Annotated in this window: 18 protein-coding genes; 12 read left to right on the top strand and 6 right to left on the bottom strand. The window is 73.1% G+C overall.

What is annotated here, in order from left to right; all coding sequences use genetic code 11:
• Nucleotides 1–77 precede the first annotated feature (77 nt).
• The 3 genes from CYJ76_RS03670 (at nucleotide 78) to CYJ76_RS03660 (ending at nucleotide 3,823) form a co-directional block, all read left to right on the top strand.
• Nucleotides 78–608: an arsenate reductase/protein-tyrosine-phosphatase family protein gene (locus CYJ76_RS03670; protein ID WP_101849270.1), complete on the top strand. Its 531-nt coding sequence runs from the start codon at nucleotides 78–80 to the stop codon at nucleotides 606–608.
• Between the two features lie 114 nt (nucleotides 609–722).
• The gene (locus CYJ76_RS03665; protein WP_070705829.1) at nucleotides 723–3,323 is read left to right on the top strand and encodes an ATP-dependent Clp protease ATP-binding subunit; all 2,601 of its coding nucleotides are present in this window, start codon (nucleotides 723–725) and stop codon (nucleotides 3,321–3,323) included.
• Nucleotides 3,320–3,823, top strand: coding sequence for a DUF3817 domain-containing protein (locus tag CYJ76_RS03660; protein WP_238138138.1), 504 nt, complete (start codon nucleotides 3,320–3,322; stop codon nucleotides 3,821–3,823). The genes CYJ76_RS03665 and CYJ76_RS03660 overlap by 4 nt, the downstream gene beginning before the upstream one ends.
• Nucleotides 3,824–3,907: 84 nt before the next feature.
• On the opposite strand, the gene CYJ76_RS03655 is transcribed toward CYJ76_RS03660, so the two are convergent.
• The 4 genes from CYJ76_RS03655 to disA all read right to left on the bottom strand — a co-directional run bounded on the left by CYJ76_RS03655 (nucleotide 3,908) and on the right by disA (nucleotide 7,865).
• Nucleotides 3,908–5,275, bottom strand: a complete 1,368-nt coding sequence (locus tag CYJ76_RS03655; protein ID WP_101849269.1) for a hypothetical protein — start codon at nucleotides 5,273–5,275, stop codon at nucleotides 3,908–3,910.
• Between the two features lie 135 nt (nucleotides 5,276–5,410).
• The gene (locus tag CYJ76_RS03650; protein ID WP_144043029.1) at nucleotides 5,411–5,845 is read right to left on the bottom strand and encodes a hypothetical protein; all 435 of its coding nucleotides are present in this window, start codon (nucleotides 5,843–5,845) and stop codon (nucleotides 5,411–5,413) included.
• Between the two features lie 31 nt (nucleotides 5,846–5,876).
• Nucleotides 5,877–6,779: a helix-turn-helix domain-containing protein gene (locus CYJ76_RS03645; RefSeq protein ID WP_101849267.1), complete on the bottom strand. Its 903-nt coding sequence runs from the start codon at nucleotides 6,777–6,779 to the stop codon at nucleotides 5,877–5,879.
• Complete coding sequence (disA, locus tag CYJ76_RS03640) at nucleotides 6,780–7,865, bottom strand: DNA integrity scanning diadenylate cyclase DisA (protein ID WP_101849266.1); 1,086 nt, start codon at nucleotides 7,863–7,865, stop codon at nucleotides 6,780–6,782. It abuts the gene before it with no gap.
• A gap of 119 nt (nucleotides 7,866–7,984) precedes the next feature.
• On the opposite strand from disA, the gene CYJ76_RS03635 reads away from it, so the two are divergent.
• Nucleotides 7,985–8,434 (top strand): YsnF/AvaK domain-containing protein, encoded by a 450-nt coding sequence (locus CYJ76_RS03635; protein ID WP_180802197.1) that lies wholly within the window; start codon nucleotides 7,985–7,987, stop codon nucleotides 8,432–8,434.
• A gap of 34 nt (nucleotides 8,435–8,468) precedes the next feature.
• On the opposite strand, the gene radA is transcribed toward CYJ76_RS03635, so the two are convergent.
• Nucleotides 8,469–9,842, bottom strand: coding sequence for a DNA repair protein RadA (gene radA, locus CYJ76_RS03630; protein ID WP_070703262.1), 1,374 nt, complete (start codon nucleotides 9,840–9,842; stop codon nucleotides 8,469–8,471).
• 50 nt (nucleotides 9,843–9,892) lie between these two features.
• Here radA and CYJ76_RS03625 point away from each other — a divergent pair, with 50 nt between their 5' ends.
• From CYJ76_RS03625 to CYJ76_RS03595, 7 genes are all read left to right on the top strand, one after another.
• Nucleotides 9,893–10,837, top strand: coding sequence for a Ppx/GppA family phosphatase (locus CYJ76_RS03625; RefSeq protein ID WP_070703261.1), 945 nt, complete (start codon nucleotides 9,893–9,895; stop codon nucleotides 10,835–10,837).
• Complete coding sequence (locus CYJ76_RS03620; RefSeq protein ID WP_070703260.1) at nucleotides 10,834–11,619, top strand: sugar phosphate isomerase/epimerase family protein; 786 nt, start codon at nucleotides 10,834–10,836, stop codon at nucleotides 11,617–11,619. Before CYJ76_RS03625 ends, CYJ76_RS03620 begins: the two co-directional genes overlap by 4 nt.
• Before the next feature lie 142 nt (nucleotides 11,620–11,761).
• Entirely contained in the window at nucleotides 11,762–12,442 is a 681-nt protein-coding gene (locus CYJ76_RS03615; protein WP_168168398.1) for a TetR/AcrR family transcriptional regulator, read from the top strand.
• Complete coding sequence (locus CYJ76_RS03610) at nucleotides 12,439–13,398, top strand: proline dehydrogenase family protein (RefSeq protein WP_237769681.1); 960 nt, start codon at nucleotides 12,439–12,441, stop codon at nucleotides 13,396–13,398. The genes CYJ76_RS03615 and CYJ76_RS03610 overlap by 4 nt, the downstream gene beginning before the upstream one ends.
• Before the next feature lie 2 nt (nucleotides 13,399–13,400).
• A complete protein-coding gene (gene proC, locus CYJ76_RS03605) occupies nucleotides 13,401–14,234 on the top strand; it encodes a pyrroline-5-carboxylate reductase (protein WP_414467274.1) in 834 nt (277 codons plus the stop codon).
• Entirely contained in the window at nucleotides 14,215–14,778 is a 564-nt protein-coding gene (locus tag CYJ76_RS03600; protein WP_144043028.1) for a GNAT family N-acetyltransferase, read from the top strand. The genes proC and CYJ76_RS03600 overlap by 20 nt, the downstream gene beginning before the upstream one ends.
• A 4-nt stretch (nucleotides 14,779–14,782) precedes the next feature.
• Entirely contained in the window at nucleotides 14,783–15,361 is a 579-nt protein-coding gene (locus CYJ76_RS03595; RefSeq protein ID WP_070703257.1) for a GNAT family N-acetyltransferase, read from the top strand.
• A gap of 10 nt (nucleotides 15,362–15,371) precedes the next feature.
• Here CYJ76_RS03595 and CYJ76_RS03590 read toward each other — a convergent pair whose 3' ends face one another.
• Nucleotides 15,372–16,040: a potassium channel family protein gene (locus tag CYJ76_RS03590; protein WP_070703256.1), complete on the bottom strand. Its 669-nt coding sequence runs from the start codon at nucleotides 16,038–16,040 to the stop codon at nucleotides 15,372–15,374.
• Between the two features lie 26 nt (nucleotides 16,041–16,066).
• Here CYJ76_RS03590 and CYJ76_RS03585 point away from each other — a divergent pair, with 26 nt between their 5' ends.
• Nucleotides 16,067–17,284 carry an acetoin utilization protein AcuC gene (locus CYJ76_RS03585; RefSeq protein WP_101849262.1) on the top strand — a complete coding sequence of 406 codons (1,218 nt, stop codon included), beginning with the start codon at nucleotides 16,067–16,069 and terminating at the stop codon, nucleotides 17,282–17,284.
• Nucleotides 17,285–17,294 lie beyond the last annotated feature (10 nt).

Here is a 17,294-nt window from a genome sequence, read left to right as displayed (position 1 = left end):
GTGAGAATCGGCACCCTCGACCCTGCCTACACTCGGGCCGTCCGCCGTCGCCGCGTCGCACTCCCGAAAGGCCCCTCGTGAACATCCTGTACGTCTGCAGCGGCAACATCTGCCGGTCCACCTTCGCCGAGCGCCTCTCGCGGCACCTGGCCCCCGCCGGCCTGTCGTTCGCCTCAGCGGGCACCACGGCCCTGGTCGGCCACGCGATGGAGGACCAGATGGCGGCCGAGCTGCGGCGCCGTGGAGGTGACCCCGACGGCTTTGCCTCCCGGCAGGTGGCGCTGCCGTTGCTGCGCGAGGCGGACCTCGTGCTGACGATGGAGCGCGGCCACAAGGCCTACGTGGTCGAGGAGGCTCCGGGCCTCACCCGTCGCACCCACACGCTGGGGCACTTCGTGCGCTCGGTGGACGAGCTGGCCGCGCGGGGCCCGGTGCCCAGCGGCCCGGAGTTGGTGCAGGCCGTGGCTGCGCTGCGGCTGCCCTCCTCGCGCGCCGAGTCCGTGGAGGACCCCTACCGCCGCTCCCCGGAGGTGGCCGCCCGGGTGGCCGAGCAGCTCACCGACTGGGTGGGGCGTGCTGTGGGTGCGCTGGCCGGTCGTCCCCTCTGAGCCCAGGCGCCGCAGGGTTCGCGCACAGCGAACGGCCCGACGGCCTCCGCGCGGAACAGCCCCCGAGGACGCACTGTTGAGCGACGAGGACGTCCCACGAGGCAAGGAGCTGAGATGTTCGAACGGTTCACCGACCGCGCACGGCGCGTCGTCGTCCTGGCCCAGGACGAGGCGCGCATGCTCAACCACAACTACCTCGGCACCGAGCACATCCTGCTCGGCCTCATCCACGAGGGCGAGGGGGTGGCCGCGAAGGCCCTGGAGAACCTCGGCATCTCGCTGGACGCCGTGCGCCAGGAGGTGCAGGAGGTCATCGGCCAGGGCAAGCAGGCCCCCTCCGGCCACATCTCCTTCAGCCCCCGGGCCAAGAAGGTGCTGGAGCTCTCGCTGCGCGAGGGCCTGCAGATGGGCCACCAGTACATCGGCACCGAGCACATCCTGCTCGGCCTGATCCGCGAGGGCGAGGGCGTGGCCGCCCAGGTGCTCGTGAAGCTGGGCGCCGACCTCACCACCGTGCGCCAGCAGGTGCTGGAGCTGCTCTCCGGCTACTCCGGCGGACAGGGCGAGCCGCAGACCGCGGGCGTGGGCGCCTCCGGCGGGCAGGGCGAGGGGACTCCGGCCGGGTCGCTGGTGCTCGACCAGTTCGGCCGCAACCTCACCCAGGCCGCCCGCGAGGGCAAGCTCGACCCGGTCATCGGGCGCGAGAAGGAGATCGAGCGGGTGATGCAGGTGCTCTCCCGCCGCACCAAGAACAACCCGGTGCTCATCGGCGAGCCCGGCGTCGGCAAGACCGCCGTCGTCGAGGGACTGGCCGCCGACATCGTGGCCGGCACCGTGCCGGAGACCCTCAAGGACAAGCACGTCTACACCCTGGACCTCGGGTCGCTGGTGGCCGGTTCGCGCTACCGCGGTGACTTCGAGGAGCGCCTCAAGAAGGTGCTCAAGGAGATCAAGACGCGCGGCGACATCATCCTGTTCATCGACGAGATCCACACCCTGGTGGGTGCGGGTGCCGCCGAGGGCGCCATCGACGCGGCCAACATCCTCAAGCCGATGCTGGCGCGTGGCGAGCTGCAGACCATCGGCGCCACCACGCTGGAGGAGTACCGCAAGCACATCGAGAAGGACGCCGCGCTGGAGCGCCGCTTCCAGCCGATCCAGGTGAACGAGCCCTCGCTGGCGCACGCCATCGAGATCCTCAAGGGCCTGCGTGACCGCTACGAGGCGCACCACCGCGTGTCCATCACCGACGGTGCCCTGGCCGCGGCGGTGAACATGGCCGACCGCTACGTCAACGACCGCTACCTGCCGGACAAGGCGATCGACCTCGTGGACGAGGCCGGCGCCCGCCTGCGCATCCAGCGGATGACCGCTCCGCCGGACCTGCGCGAGCTCGACGAGAAGATCTCCGCGGTGCGCCGGGAGAAGGAGTCGGCCATCGACGGGCAGGACTTCGAGAAGGCCGCCTCGCTGCGCGACGACGAGCAGACCCTGCTCGCCGAGCGCACCGAGCGCGAGAAGGCCTGGAAGGAGGGCGACCAGGACGTTGCCGCGGTGGTGGACGAGGACGTCATCGCCGAGGTGCTGGCCGCCACCACGGGCATCCCCGTGTTCCGGATCTCCGAGGAGGAGTCCAGCCGCCTGCTCAAGATGGAGGACGAGCTCCACAAGCGCATCGTGGGCATGGACGACGCCATTCACGCGCTCTCGCAGGCCATCCGCCGCACCCGGGCGGGCCTCAAGGACCCGCGCCGCCCCGGTGGTTCGTTCATCTTCGCCGGCCCCACCGGTGTGGGAAAGACCGAGCTGGCCAAGGCGCTGGCGGAGTTCCTCTTCGGCGACGAGGAGTCCCTCATCCAGCTGGACATGTCGGAGTTCGGCGAGAAGCACACCGTGAGCCGCATGTTCGGCTCGCCCCCCGGCTACGTCGGCTACGACGAGGGCGGCCAGCTCACCGAGAAGGTGCGCCGCAAGCCGTTCAGCGTGGTGCTCTTCGACGAGGTCGAGAAGGCCCACCCGGACATCTTCAACAGCCTGCTGCAGATCCTCGAGGACGGTCGCCTGACCGACTCGCAGGGTCGCACGGTGGACTTCAAGAACACGATCATCATCATGACCACCAACCTGGGTGCGCGGGACATCGCCAAGGGCGTATCGCTCGGCTTCTCGGCCGGCCCGGAGTCCGGCACGGACTACGAGCGCCTCAAGGCCAAGGTGTCCGAGGAGCTCAAGCAGCACTTCCGCCCGGAGTTCCTCAACCGCGTGGACGACACGGTCGTGTTCCCGCAGCTCACGCAGGCCGAGATCGTGCAGATCGTGGACCTCATGATCGGCCGCCTCGACGAGCGCCTGGCGGACAAGGACATGTCCATCGAGCTCACGCAGGACGCCAAGGAGCTGCTGGCCAAGCGCGGGTACGACCCCGTGCTCGGTGCCCGTCCGCTGCGTCGCGCCATCCAGCGCGAGATCGAGGACGTCATCTCCGAGAAGATCCTGTACGGCGAGTTCACCGCCGGCGACATCATCGAGGTGGGCGCCAACGCGCCGGCCGAGCCGGAGGAGCAGAACGTGGCCGGGCCCATCAACCCGGGTGCCAGCGGGGCCACGGTGCCCACCGGTGCGCAGGAGTTCACCTTCTCCTCGCGCCGCCGCGAGGGCGCCCCGGACCCGGACGCGCTGACCGGTGACGCCGACCGTGCGCTGGTGGGCGAGTGACCGCCCGCACCACCACCCCGGGGCGGGAGCACGACGGCCGGGTGGCCGACGCGCTCCCGCCCCGGCGGGTGTACGGCTGGGTGGCGGTGGCCGAGGCCATCACCTGGGCGCTTCTGCTCACGGGCATGGTGCTCAAGTACGTCACGCACACCACCGAGCTCGGGGTGCGCATCGGAGGTGGGGTCCACGGCTTCGTGTTCCTGCTCTTCTGCCTCACCACGGTGCTCGTGGCCGTGGACGGCCGATGGGGTGCGGGCCGCACGCTGCTGGGCCTGGCCTCCGCGGTGGTGCCCTTCGCCACCGTCCCGTTCGAGCGCTGGGCCGAGGGCAGGAGCCTGCTGGCCGACCGCTGGCGCCTGCGCCGTGAGCCCGGTACCGGGCCGCTGGAGCGCCTGGCGGCCTGGGCGCTGCGCAACCCGGCGGTGGCCGCCTTGGTGGCCCTGGCAGGCGTGGTGCTGCTCTTCGTGGCGCTGCTGTTCATCGGGCCGCCCGGGGGCTGACCCGGACCGCGCGACCACGCGCCCCGACGGCGGAGGGCCGGCACCCACACGGGTGCCGGCCCTCCGCCGTACGCGCGGCGCCGCTCAGCGCAGCTCGATGCCCTTGGCCTTGGCGTCCACCTCGCCGGAGCGCACCACGGCCAGCCAGCCCGCGCCCTCGTCGGCCTGCTTCACGTCGAGGTCCTGGCCGTCGTTGCCGCCGAACACCGAGCGGGTCACCAGCATCGTGAGGTCGCCGGCGTCCACCTCGTCCACCTTCACGCCGTCGCCCTCGGCCTGGTCGGTCACCTCCACGCGGTGCAGGGCCACGTGCACGTCACCGGCGGCGTCCTCCTCCAGCTGGATGCCGTCATTGGCCAGGTTGCCGTGCACGCGGGTGCGCGAAGCGGTGACCAGCACGTCGCCGGCGTCCTCCTCGGTGGTCTTGAAGCCCTCGTCACGGTTGCCGGAGAGCTCCGAGCGGGTGATGTCGGTGACCACGGAGCCGGTGCCCGACTCGTCCCAGTCCAGGCCCTCGTCGGCGTTGCCGGTGACGGTCGCACGCGAGACGCGGGCCACGATCGAGCCGGCGTCGGCCTCGTCCACGTCGATGCCGTCGTCGAGGTCGAGCTCGCCGTCCTCCACGCACGCGAGCTCCTCCTCGTCGGTGCGGTCGGCCAGCGGCAGGCAGTAGGTGCCGTTGTCGGTGAACGCCGTGCCGCGGCTGGTGGCCACCGCGTCGCCGGCGCCGCGCTCGTCGAGCTCCACCCCGTCGGCGCCGATGCCGGTGAACAGGTTGTCCCGGCCGGCCCAGACCAGGTCGCCCTCGCCGGTCTCGTCGACGCGCACGCCGTCGCGGTCGAAGGCGCCGGTGCCGGAGTCACGCACGGTGGTGTCGCGGACGCTGGCGCGCACGGAGGCCGCGGAGCCGGCGTTGTCGTCCACCCACACGCCGTGGCCGGCCACGCCGTCCACGGTGACGTCGCGCAGGGTGAGGTCCACGGTGCCGGTGGCACCGGCGGGCACCTCGACGTGCAGGGCGGAGGCCGAGCCCTCGTCCTCGCCGTCGGTGGCCACGTGGTCCATGGTCCAGCCGCCGCCGTCGGTGAGCGTGAGGTCCCGCAGGGTGACGTCCGCGCCGGAGGTCACGTGCAGCAGGTCGGTGCGCAGGTGGTCGCCGGCCAGCGTGGCTCCGTGGCCGTCGATGGTCAGCTCGCGCGTGCCGGCGTACTCCAAGGTGGACTCCACGGCGATGGTGCGCACGGTGCGGGCCACCTCGAAGCGCGAGTACCCGGCCTCGAGGCCGGCGCGCAGGGTGCCCCGGCCGGCATCGGCGCCGGAGGTCACGCGGTAGGTGCCGTGGATGGGGCCACCGGGGCCGCCGTGGCCGGGCGCGGCGGCCGGACCGGCGGCGGAGAGCGGGGCCAACGGGGTGGTCAGGGCGAGGGTGAGGGCGAGGGTGGTGCGACGCACGGGCGTCCTCCTGAGGGATCGGGAGCGGGACCGCGGCATGGTGCGCCGTGCGGGTGGCCCCAGGGTGAACCCGCCGTGGCGATGGCGTGAAGACGGCCGGCGGCGCGCCGACACGAGGGCCGGTCAGCGCCCCGCCTAGCGCTGCCGTTCGTAGAGCCGCCGCACCACGTCGTCGGCGTCCGGCTCCTCGATGGCGAGGTCGCGCACCTCCGCGCGGGCGCCCACCTCGGCCAGCACCGATGCCGCGGTGGTGGTCGCGGCGTCGAAGGCCAGCTTCTGCCGCGCCCCGTCGGCCTCCACGCCCACCACCTGCGTGCCGGCGATCTCCGTGGCGCCGAACAGGTTCACCGCACCGAGCAGTCCCTGGGAGAGCCACACGAAGCCCATGAGCTGGTCCTGCTCGTAGCCAGCCCGCGTGCCGCCCACGGAGTCCGAGGCGGCCGAGAGCTGGGCGGAGCGGATGAGGCCGAAGGCCACGTTGGCCACCAGGCCGGCCAGCATCGCCAGGCGGTAGGCCGACTGCCGGTAGAAGCCCGCCGCCACCATCGCCCACCACGTCCGCGCTCGCACGAGGGCGGAATCTACCGGCGTGGCGCCCCGCTCAGGTCGGCAGCGCGTAGCCGGTGGCGTCGTCGCCCTCGGCCAGCCCGTCCTCGAGCAACCCGGCCAGGCAGCGTTCGGCCTGGGCCTCGGGGGCGCCGGAGGCGGCCAGCACCTCGGCGCGGGGCAGGGGTCCGTCGGCCTCCCGCAGCGCCTGCACGATGCGGCCGCGCGCCTGCCGGTCGGTGCCGGCCCACTTCTGGCCCCGTCGCGGCGGGCCGTCGTGCGCGGGCGATCCGGCCGCCACCCACGCGCACTCGGCCTGCAGCGGGCACTCCCTGCACCGAGGTGCCCGGGCCGTGCACACCAGCGCGCCGAGCTCCATGAGGCCGATGTTCCACTGCACCGAGTCCGCGGCGTCCTCGGGCAGCAGGCCGGTGGCCAGCCGCCGCTCGGCCGCCGTGTACGAGGGGGCGGGCAGGGCCACCCCGGTCACCACACGCGCCTGCACGCGCCGCACGTTGGTGTCCACCACCACCGCCCGCCGACCGAACGCGAACGACGCCACCGCGGCGGCCGTGTACTCCCCGATGCCGGGCAGGCTCCGCAGCACCTCCTCCTCGGCGGGCACCCGGCCGCCGTGCAGGTCGCGGATCGCCACGGCGGCGTCCACCAGTCGCAGCGCCCGGCGCGGGTAGCCCAGGCGGTCCCAGGCCCGCACCGCCTCACCCGGTCCGGCGGCGGCCAGGTCGGCCGGGGTGGGCCACTGCTCCATCCACCGCCGCCACACCGGCAGCACCCGTGCCACGGGGGTCTGCTGCAGCATCACCTCGGAGACCAGTACGCCCCACGGCGAGCACCCGGCATCGCGCCACGGCAGGTCCCGCGCGGTCCGCGCGTACCAGGCACTCAGGGGGTCGAACAGGCGGTTGGTGGCCCCACCCACCGGCGACGGCGCGCCCACTCAGACGTAGCGGTCCAGGATGCTGGTCTCGGCCATGCGGCTGAGCCCCTCCCGGATCGCCCGGGCCCGGACCTCGCCGATGCCCTCGATCTCGTGCAGGTCGTCGAAGCTCGCGGCCATGAGCTGCTGCAGGCCGTCGAAGTGCAGCACCACGCGGTCCACGATGGCCGGGGGCAGGCGCGGCACCTGCGAGAGCAGACGGTAGCCCCACGGGGAGACGCCACGGTCCAGGGTGTCGGCGGCGGCGGGGTGCCCCATCGCGGCGGCCACGGCGCCCAGGTCGAGCAGGTCGGTGGTGGACAGGTCGGACACGCGCTCCAGCACGGCCTCCACCTCCTCGGGGCCGCCGGCGGGGCTGTGCGCCGGGGCGTAGTCGCGCACCAGCAGCTCGCGGTCGTTGCCCAGGCCCGCGGTCAGCTCGGAGAGCTGCAGGTCCACCAGGCGGCCGTCGTTGCCCAGGGTGAGCACGTAGTGGCTGATCTCCTCGCGGATGCGGTGCACCATCTCCAGGCGCTGGGCCACGGCGGCCACGTCGCGCACGGTCACGAGGTCCTCGATCTCCAGTGCCGAGAGCGTGGCGGCCACCTCGTCCAGGCGCGCCTTGTAGCGCTCCAGGGTCTGCAGCGCCTGGTTGGCGCGCGACTGGATGACGCTCACCTCCTCCAGCACGATGCGCTGGTCGCCCATCCACAGGGCGATCACCGCCATCGAGGCCGAGACGGTCACCACGGGCACACCGGTCTGGCGGGCCACCCGCTCGGCGGTGCGGTGGCGGGTACCCGACTCGCGGGTCTCCACGCTGGGGTCGGGCGTCAGCTGGGTGGCGGCGCGCACGATGCGCGAGAGGTCCGAGCTGAGCACCACGGCGCCGTCCATCTTGGTCAGCTCGCGCATGCGGGTGGCGGAGAAGTCCACGTTCAGCTCGAAGCCGCCGGTCGAGATCTCGTCGATGGTGCGGTCGTTGCCCAGCACGATGAGCGCACCGGTCCGGCCGCGGACGATGCGCTCCAGCCCGTCACGCAGCTCGGTCCCCGGCGCGAGGGTCGCCAACACCGCGTTCACTGCCTCGTGGTCACCAGCCTGCACGGCGCTGAGTCTAGGTGGCCACGGGCCGTGCGGGCACCGTCCGGACCACCGGGTGGTCCCGTGCCCGGCCGTGCGACACGATGGGGGCAGACCCACCGTCCGCAGCGAGGAGACAACCGATGGACAGCCGAGACACCGAGCGCACCTCGGTGGTGCGTCACGAGGAGCGGCTGCGCGCCGCGGTGCAGCAGGCGGAGCGCGGTACTGCGCGCATCCGCAAGCGGGTGGTCACCGAGACCGTCACGCTCGAGGTGCAGGTGCAGCGCGAGGTGCTTGAGGCCGAGGAGGGCCTCACGCCGGCCGCGGAGCCCGCCGGGGCCAGTGGCCGGGTCGTCGAGGGGGCGGCACTCGCCGGGCGCGACGTGCACGCCGACCCGCGCACAGAGGAGGTGCAGGTGGTCACGTTGCACGAGCAGCGCCCCGTGGTCACCCTCGAGACCGTCCCCTACGAGGAGGCCCGCGTGGTCAAGCGCGTGGTCACCGTGCCGCACGAGGTCACCGAGACCGTGCGCCGCGAGCACGTGGAGGTGCTGGGCGACCCGCAGGGCCTCGCCGACGAGCTCCGCTGAGCCCCTCTCCGCCAGCGCCTCGGCGCCGTGCCGCTCACCCCGGCAGCACGGCGCCGATCGCGTGCTCCAGGGTGTCGGCCTGGAAGACCTTCATGCCGGCCGGGGCCCTCTGGTCACCGAGGGCCCCGCGGGGGATGACCGCCTTGTCGAACCCGATGCGGTGCGCCTCCACGAGCCGCCGGGCGGTGCCGGGGGCGTTGCGCAGGTCGCCGGCCAGCCCCACCTCACCCACGGCCACCAGGCCGTCGGGCAGGGGCCGGTCCGCCAGTGAGCTGGCCAGCGCCATGGCCACCGCGAGGTCGGTGCTCGGCTCGGCCAGCCGCACCCCGCCCACGGTGGAGACGTACACGTCGGCCTTGGCCAGCCCCACCCCGCCGTGCCGGTTGAGCACGGCCACCGTCATGGCCACCCGGCTGGAGTCCACCCCGCTGGTGGTCCGCCGCGGGCTCGGCGCCTGGGTGGGTACGGCCAGGGCCTGCACCTCGGCCACGAGCGGCCGGCGCCCCTCCAGGGTCACCGTCAGGCAGGTGCCGGGCACCGGGGTGGCGTGGCGGCTCACGAACAGCCCGCTGGGGTCGGGCAGCCCGGTGATGCCGGACTCGTCGAGGTCGAAGCAGCCCACCTCGTCGGTGGGGCCGAAGCGGTTCTTCACCGCCCGGATGAGGCGCAGGCGGGAGTGCCGCTCGCCCTCGAAGGTCACCACCACGTCCACGAGGTGCTCCAGCACGCGTGGGCCGGCGATGGCGCCCTCCTTGGTGACGTGCCCCACCAGCACGGTCGCGATGCCCCGCTGCTTGGCCTCCCGGATCACCGAGGCCGCCACCTCACGGACCTGCGAGACGTTGCCGGCGGCGCCCTCCACCTCCTGCGAGGCGACCGTCTGCACCGAGTCCACCACCAGCAGCGCGGGGGACACCTCCTCCACGTGGGCCAGCACGGAGGCCAGGTCGGTCTCGGAGGCCAGGTAGAGCTCGTCGGCCACCGCCCCGATGCGCTCGGCACGCATGCGCACCTGGGCCGCGGACTCCTCCCCGCTCACGTAGAGCACCGGTCCGCCGGCGTCGGCCACGCGGGCGGCTACGTCCAGCAGCATCGTGGACTTGCCGATGCCGGGGTCCCCGGCCACGAGCACCACCCCGCCCGGCACCATGCCGCCGCCGAGCACCCGGTCGAACTCCTCCACCCCGGTCGGCCGGTGCTCCGAGGCGGTGAGGTCAACGTCACCGATGCGTCGTGCGGGCTCGGCCACGGACCGTGCCGGGGCGGTCCGTCCCACCGGGCGGCCACCCACCTCCTGGAGCGTCCCCCAGGCCTGGCACTCCTTGCAGCGACCGATCCACTTGACGGTGGTCCACCCGCACTCGGTGCACCGGTAGGAGTCCTTGGTCCTGCTGGTCCTGGCTGCCACGCGTGCACCGTAGTCGCGAGGACCGACAACCTCCCGGCTACCCTTCGCCCATGCGCCTGGGTGTCATCGACGTCGGTTCCAACACCGTCCACCTCCTCATCTTCGACGCCCGACCGGGGGCGCACCCGATGCCCGCCTCGTCCTTCAAGCACGAGCTGCGTCTGGCCGAGCACCTGACGGCCGAGGGCGACATCTCCGCCGAGGGCACCGAGACCTTGGCCTCCTTCGCCGTGCAGTGCCTGGACCACGCCGCCGACATGGGGGCGACCACGGTGCTGGGTTTCGCCACCTCCGCCATCCGCGACGCGGGCAACACCGAGGCCGTGCTGCGCCGCGTCCGCGAGGAGAGCGGCGTGGACCTGCAGGTCCTCTCCGGGGAGCAGGAGGCGCGCCTGACCTTCCTCGCCGCCCGCCGTTGGTGCGGCTGGTCCTCCGGCCACCTGATGATGGTGGACATCGGCGGGGGCTCCCTGGAGCTGGCCGCCGGCCGCGACGAGGAGCCGGACGCCGCGGTGAGCCTGCCGCTGGGCGCGGGGCGCCTGAGCAGCCGCCTGCCGGGCGAGGTGGCCGACCCCGACGACGTGCGCAGCCTGCGCCGGTACGTGCGCGCCTCCATCGGCGAGGTGGTGCCGGACCTGCTCATCCGCGAGCCGCACAAGGTGGTGGGCACGAGCAAGACGATGCGGAGCCTGGCCCGCCTGCAGGGCGCGGCCCCCAGCGGGGATGGCCCCTTCGTCCGCCGCACCCTGCAACGGGACGCCCTCAAGGACTGGGTGGACCGCCTGGCGGCCATGCCGGTCTCGCAGCGCGCCTCCCTGCCGGGGGTCAACCAGGGGCGCGCCCGCCAGATCCTGGCCGGTGCCCTGGTGGCCGAGGGGGCCATGGACCTGCTCGGCATCGAGGAGCTCGAGATCTGCCCGTGGGCCCTGCGCGAGGGCGTGCTGCTGCAGTTCCTCGACCACCTCGACACCAAGGGGCTGCTGGAGATCTCGTGACCCCTTGGCCGGTGGGGCTCTCCGCCTCCAGCTGCTACCCGTGCAAGACGCCGTACACCTTCGAGGTGGCCGAGCGTCTCGGCTACGACGGCGTCGAGGTGATGGTCTGGGGCGAGAGCCTGAGCCGTGACGCCCGGGGGCTGCAGCGCCTCTCCGCGCGCCACGGTCTGCCGATCCTGGCGGTGGACGCCCCCACGCTCTTCCTCCTGCAGCACGTCTGGGGCACCACCTGGGACCAGATCGACCGCTCGGTGGCGCTCGCCGAGGAGCTGGGCTGCCCCACGGTGGTGGCCCACCCGCCGTTCGCCTGGCAGCGCCTGCACGGACGCCGGTTCGTGGAGGGCGTGGCCGAGCGCCAGGCGCGCACGGAGGTGCACATCGCCGTGGAGAACATGTACCCCTGGCGCGTCCCGTACGCCGGGGAGCGCGGCCGGGTGCCGATGTACCTGCCCGGCTGGGACCCGACCCACCACGACTACGAGCACGTGACGCTGGACCTCTCGCACACGGCCACCGCCCACGCCGACGCGGTGGCGATGGCCCGTGCGGCCGGGCGCTCGCTGCGCCACGTGCACCTGGCCGACGGGTCCGGCTCGCTCAAGGACGAGCACCTCCCGCCCGGGGAGGGCACGCAGCCCTGCGCCGAGGTGCTGGGGATGCTCGGCGAGCTCGGCTTCGAGGGCTCGGTGGTGGTGGAGGTCTCCACGCGGGGGATGTCCCGGGAGGAGGGCACCGACCGCTTGCGCCGGTCGCTGGCCTTCGCCCGGGAGCACCTGGCCTGAGGCCGGCGGCTGGTCGTCGACGACGGGCCGGGGCCACCGGATGAGGTTAGGCTCGGCACGGACCCAAGCACCCCGCACCGTGGGACGGCGAGCAGTTGAGAGGTGGACCATGCACAAGGCCGCGCGACGCGGACCCCGCCCGATGGGTTCCGACACGAAGGCAGACATCCTCGGCGCCGCGACCCGGTTGTTCTCGGAGTTCGGATACGAGGCGGTCTCCATGCGTGCCGTGGCACGCGAGGCAGGGGTCGACCCGGCCCTGGTGAGCTACTACTTCGGCTCCAAGGGGGGCCTGTTCATCCACGCGATGCGCCCCTCGGTGGACGCCGAGGAGGTGCAGGCCTTCATCGCCCAGGTGGACCCCGCGGAGTGCGGCACCGCGCTGCTCGCCTTCGCCCTGGAGTTCTGGGGCGACGTGCCGTCCGCCCAGCGGGTGTCGGGCACCCTCGCGGCAGCCAACTCGCAGCCCTCGGAGCGGGAGTTCCTGCGCGAGCTGCTCTTCGACGGCTTCATGCTGCCCATCGCGCGCCGGGTCAGCCCCGACGAGCCCGAGTTGCGCGCCACCCTGGCCTCCACCGTGCTGCTCGGCATGATCACCTGCGCGGCCACGCTGCGCATGCCGATGATGGACGGCCTCTCGGACGCCCGCCTGGCCGAGGCCCTGGGGGCGCAGTGCCAGGCCCTCCTCACCGGGCCGCTGCCGCCGGAGGAGCACGCCGTCGCCTCGCCCGGGGAGCTGCTCGGTCCCTCGGATGCGCCGACCGGCCTCCCGGGGGTGGACAATGATCCTCCCCAGAACCCTCAAGGAGATGTTTCCTCGTGACCCTTTTCGACCCCTCGGCCCTGATGCGCGACGCGTTCCTGGCCATGAGCCGCCAGACGGCCGTCCGCGACACCATGGTCAAGATGCCCGTCACCAACCGCGTGGTCTCCCGCTACGTCCCCGGTGAGGGCTTCGACGACGCGGTCCGTGACTGCTCCTCGCTGGTCTCCGAGGGCCGCACCGTGACCGTCGACCACCTCGGCGAGGACATCACCGAGCTGGCGCAGGCCACCGCCACCAAGGAGGCCTACCTCCGCTACATCCGCGAGATGAGCGAGGCCGGCCTCACCGCCGGTGGCAACGTGGAGTTCTCCCTCAAGCTGAGCGCCCTGGGTCAGTTCCTGGGCCGCGACGGCGAGAAGATCGCCCTGGAGAACGCCCGCGAGATCGCGCGCGCCGCCTCCAACGCCGGCACCACCATCACGCTCGACATGGAGGACCACACCACCACGGACTCCACGCTGGGCATCCTGCACGAGCTGCGCAAGGACTTCCCGGGCACCGGTGCCGTGCTGCAGGCCTACCTGCGCCGCACCCAGGCCGACTGCCGCGACCTCTCGGGCGAGGGCAGCCGCGTGCGCCTGTGCAAGGGCGCCTACAAGGAGCCGGAGTCGGTGGCCTTCCAGGACGACCACGAGGTGGACCTCAACTACGTCGAGTGCGCCAAGATCCTCATGAACGGTCAGGGCTACCCGATGATGGCCACGCACGACCCGAACATGATCGACATCGCCGGCTTCCTGGCCGACGCCGCCGGCCGTTCGGCGGACTCGTGGGAGTACCAGATGCTCTACGGCATCCGGCCCCAGGAGGAGTCCCGCCTCATCGACGAGGGCCACCAGCTGCGCGTCTACCTGCCCAACGGCCCGGACTGGTACGGGTACTTCATGCGTCGTCTGGCCGAGCGCCCGGCGAACGTCATGTTCTTCGCCCGTTCGCTGCTCTCCAAGGGCTGATCGTGGCCCCCGGGCTGGGCGGCACCCGCATCGCGATGGTGGGCGGTGGCGTGATGGGCTCCACCGTGGCCGCCGGGCTGGTGCGTGCCGGCCACCCGGGTGAGCTCATCACGGTGGTGGGCCGCGACGCCGCGCGTGCAGCGGCCACCGCCGCGGACCTGTGCACCGCCTCGGGCACCGTGGCCGAGGCCGTGCCGGGCGCCGACGTCGTGGTGCTGGCCGTCAAGCCGCAGGACATGGAGGTCGCGCTGGCGCAGGTGGCCGAGGTGCTCGCGCCCGGGACGCTCGTCATGTCGTTGGCCGCCGGCATCCCGCTGGCGTTCATGAAGGCCCGTCTGCCCGAGGGCACCCCGGTGGTGCGCACCATGCCCAACACCCCCGCGCGGGTGGGGCAGGGCATGGCGGCGCTCTCCCCGGACGCCCTGTGCACCCCCGAGCAGGTGGAGCTGGCCCGCGCGGTGCTGGCCTCCACCGGCGAGGCGGTCACGGTGCCGGAGAAGCAGCAGGACGCGGTGACGGCCATCTCCGGCTCGGGCCCGGCGTACCTGTTCTTCGTCGTGGAGTCGATGATCGAGGCGGGCGTGCACCTGGGCCTGCCGCGCGCCACGGCCACCGAGCTGGTGGTGCAGACGCTCTTCGGTGCGGCCACGATGCTCCGCGAGACGGGCGAGCACCCCACCATGCTGCGCGAGATGGTCTCGAGCCCGGGCGGCACCACGGTGGCCGCCATGCGGCAGCTGGAGGACCACAAGGTCCGCGCCGCCTTCCTCTCGGCCATGGAGGCCGCCGCCCATCGCAGCAAGGACCTCTCCGACGGTGTCGTCGACGACGACTGACCCCGCCGGTTCGGCCGGTGGGGTGGTCCTGCGCTGGCTCGACGCCACCTCGGACACCGACGTGGCCCTGTGGCGCGACGTCCGCCTGGCGATGCTGCTCGACACCCCGGGCGCGTTCGGCTCCCGGTACGCCGACCACCTCGGACTCGGCCTGGAGCGGTGGCGCGAGAACGTCGCCTCGCCGGTGATGTCCACGCTCGTCGCGGTCGAGGGGGGCGCGCCGGTGGGGGCGGCCCGCCTCATGGAGGGCGGGGACGACCTGCCGGAGCTCATCAGCATGTTCGTGGCACCGGCCCACCGCGGCACCGGCCTGTCCTCCCGCATCGTGGAGGCGGTGGCCGACCGCGCCCGCGGGCGGGGCCACGCGGCGCTGCACCTGCACGTCATGACCGACAACCCGCGGGCCCGGGGTGTGTACGAGCGCGGTGGGTTCCGCTGTGTCGGTGCGCCCTTCCGGGCGGCTCCGGACGACCCCGACGACCTCCGCACCGAGTGGCGCATGGAGCGCCCCTTGCGCGGCGCGGGCGCGGGCATGGAATCATGACCACATGACTGACATCACGGTGCGCGAGCTCGCGGCAGACGAGTGGGAGATCTTCAAGACCCTTCGCCTGCGGGCGCTGCAGGAGGACCCCGAGGCCTTCGTGGCCTCCTACGAGGAGGAGTCGCAGCACGGTGACGAGCAGTGGCAGGAGCGCATGAGCCACTCCACCCGCCTCGTCGCCCAGCGGGGCTCCGAGTTGGTGGCCCTGGCCTCCGTCGGCGACGAGGACACCCGCAAGGACGACGAGCTGGGTGAGGTCTACGGCATCTGGGTGACCCCGGCCCTGCGTGGCGAGGGCGTCGCCCGCAAGCTCATGGACCACGCCGAGCAGGTGGGCCGCAACGCCGGCTACAGCCACCTCGTCTACTGGGTGGGCACGGACAACGGCCGCGCCGTGGCGTTCGCCAGCTCCATCGGCTACCGCCCCACGGAGGGCCGTCGGGACGTCGTGGTCAACGGCGAGCCCGAGGTGGAGGCCGCCTTCGTGCTGCCGCTGGGTGCGGAATCCGAGGAGACTCCGCTGGCCCTGCAGGGCGACGTCGACGAGGACGTGGCCGGGTCCCTGGAGGACGGCACCGACTGAGTCGGCCCCTTCAGGGGCGGGAGGCGAGCCGCTCGATGGCGGCCGCCGGCCCGCTCACGATGATGGAGTGGTGGCGACCCACCATGGTGCCCGGCACCGCGTGGTGGAAGTCCTCGCCCGGCTCCTTCACACCCACCACGGTGACCCCGTAGCGCGAACGGACCTGACTCTCGGTGAGGGTCTTGTCGATCATCTCGTGCGGCGGGGTCATCTTCACGATGGCGTACCCGTCGTCGAACTCGATGTAGTCGCGCAGCTTGTCGTTGACCAGGTGCGCCACGCGGCGGCCGCTGTCGGCCTCGGGGAAGACCACGTGGTGCACGCCGATGCGCTCCAGGATGCGCGCGTGCTCCTCGCTGACGGCCTTGGCCCAGATGTTGGGCACGCCGGCGTCCACGAGGTTGCCGGCCGTGAGCAGCGAGGACTCCACGGACGACCCGATGGCCACCACGGCGATGCGGAAGAGTTCCGGCTTGGCCTGCTGCAGCTCCTGGGGGTCGGTGGCGTCGATGGCCATGACGCGCTCGAAGGTGCGGTGGTGCCGCTCGGCCAGCCGGGGCCGCTCCTCGATGGCGTGCACGCGGTAGCCCAGGGCGCGCATCTCGGACGCCACGGCCGTGCCGAAGCGCCCCAGGCCGATGACGAGGGTGTCCTCGTCGTAGAGCCGGTGCCGCTGCATGGGTCTCCTCTCGGTAGCGTGACGTCATGGACGACGCAGGACGGGACGCCGCCGCCACCCACCCGAGCGAGCGCGGGCGGGCGGTCTGGGACGAGGCCCTGGTCAAGTATGACTTCGGCGCGCACCACCCGATGAACCCCCTGCGGCTGCGGCTCACCCACGACCTGGCCGACGAGCTGGGGGTGCTCGACGCGCTCGAGCTCGTGCCGCCCGTGGCGGCCACCGACGACGAGCTCGCCACGGTGCACACCCGTGGGTACGTCGAGCACGTGAAGGCGGTGTCGCGGGACCCGGGGTCGGCCGACGGCTCGCAGGGCATCGGCGACGAGGACTCCCCGGCGTTCGCGCACATGCACGAGGCCTCCGCGCTGGCCGCCGGGGGAAGCCTGCAGCTCGCCGACGCCATCATGGCCGGGGAGATCGTGCGCGGGGTGAACATCGCCGGCGGCCTGCACCACGCGATGCCGGACCGGGCGGCGGGCTTCTGCATCTACAACGACCCCGCACTGGCCATCCGCCGCCTGCTCGACCGGGGTGCGGAGAAGGTCGTCTACGTGGACCTCGACGTGCACCACGGCGACGGGGTGGAGGCCGCCTTCTGGGACGACCCGCGCGTGGTGACCATCTCCCTGCACGAGAGCGGTCGCGTGCTCTTCCCCGGTACCGGCTTCCCCGGCGACGTGGGCGGCCCGGGTGCGGAGGGCTCGGCGGTGAACGTGGCCCTGCCCCCGGGGACGGGCGACGCGGCCTGGCTGCGGGCGGTGCACGCGATCGTGCCGCCGCTGGTGCACGCCCTCGAGCCGACGGTGCTCGTGACCCAGCACGGGTGCGACGGCCACGCCCACGACCCGCTGGCGCACTTCGGGCTCTCCGTGGAGGCCCAGGCCGTGGCCATGGGCACCATGCGCGAGCTGGCCGGGTCGGTGTGCGAGGAGCGCTGGCTGGCCCTCGGGGGCGGTGGCTACTCGATCACCGACGTGGTGCCGCGCAGCTGGACCGCCCTGCTCGGCGTGGTGGCCGGCCAGGAGGTGGACCTCTCGGTGGACACCCCGCCGGGCTGGTGCGCCCGCCTCGAGGAGGTCGTCGGCGAGTACCCGCTGACCATGGGCGACGCCGGCGGTGACTGGCCGTGGTGGCGCAGCTGGGAGACCGGCTACGACCCCGACTCGCCCACCGACCAGGCCGTCATGGCCACGCGCGAGGCCGTGTTCGCCCACCACGGGCTGGACCCCTGGTTCGACTGACCCCCGGGGC

Source organism: Kytococcus schroeteri (genome assembly GCF_002847825.1).
Lineage (GTDB): Bacteria > Actinomycetota > Actinomycetes > Actinomycetales > Dermatophilaceae > Kytococcus > Kytococcus schroeteri.
The sequence above is the reverse complement of the archived record's forward strand: the minus strand, read 5'-3'. Positions and strand labels throughout refer to the sequence as shown.

Coding starts and splice junctions, on each gene's coding strand:
- CYJ76_RS03615 (WP_168168398.1), top strand. CDS start 11,762: ATGGGTTCCGACACGAAGGCAGACATCCTCGGCGCCGCGACCCGGTTG.
- CYJ76_RS03665 (WP_070705829.1), top strand. CDS start 723: ATGTTCGAACGGTTCACCGACCGCGCACGGCGCGTCGTCGTCCTGGCC.
- CYJ76_RS03635 (WP_180802197.1), top strand. CDS start 7,985: ATGGACAGCCGAGACACCGAGCGCACCTCGGTGGTGCGTCACGAGGAG.
- CYJ76_RS03595 (WP_070703257.1), top strand. CDS start 14,783: ATGACTGACATCACGGTGCGCGAGCTCGCGGCAGACGAGTGGGAGATC.
- CYJ76_RS03585 (WP_101849262.1), top strand. CDS start 16,067: ATGGACGACGCAGGACGGGACGCCGCCGCCACCCACCCGAGCGAGCGC.
- CYJ76_RS03590 (WP_070703256.1), bottom strand. CDS start 16,040: ATGCAGCGGCACCGGCTCTACGACGAGGACACCCTCGTCATCGGCCTG.
- CYJ76_RS03625 (WP_070703261.1), top strand. CDS start 9,893: ATGCGCCTGGGTGTCATCGACGTCGGTTCCAACACCGTCCACCTCCTC.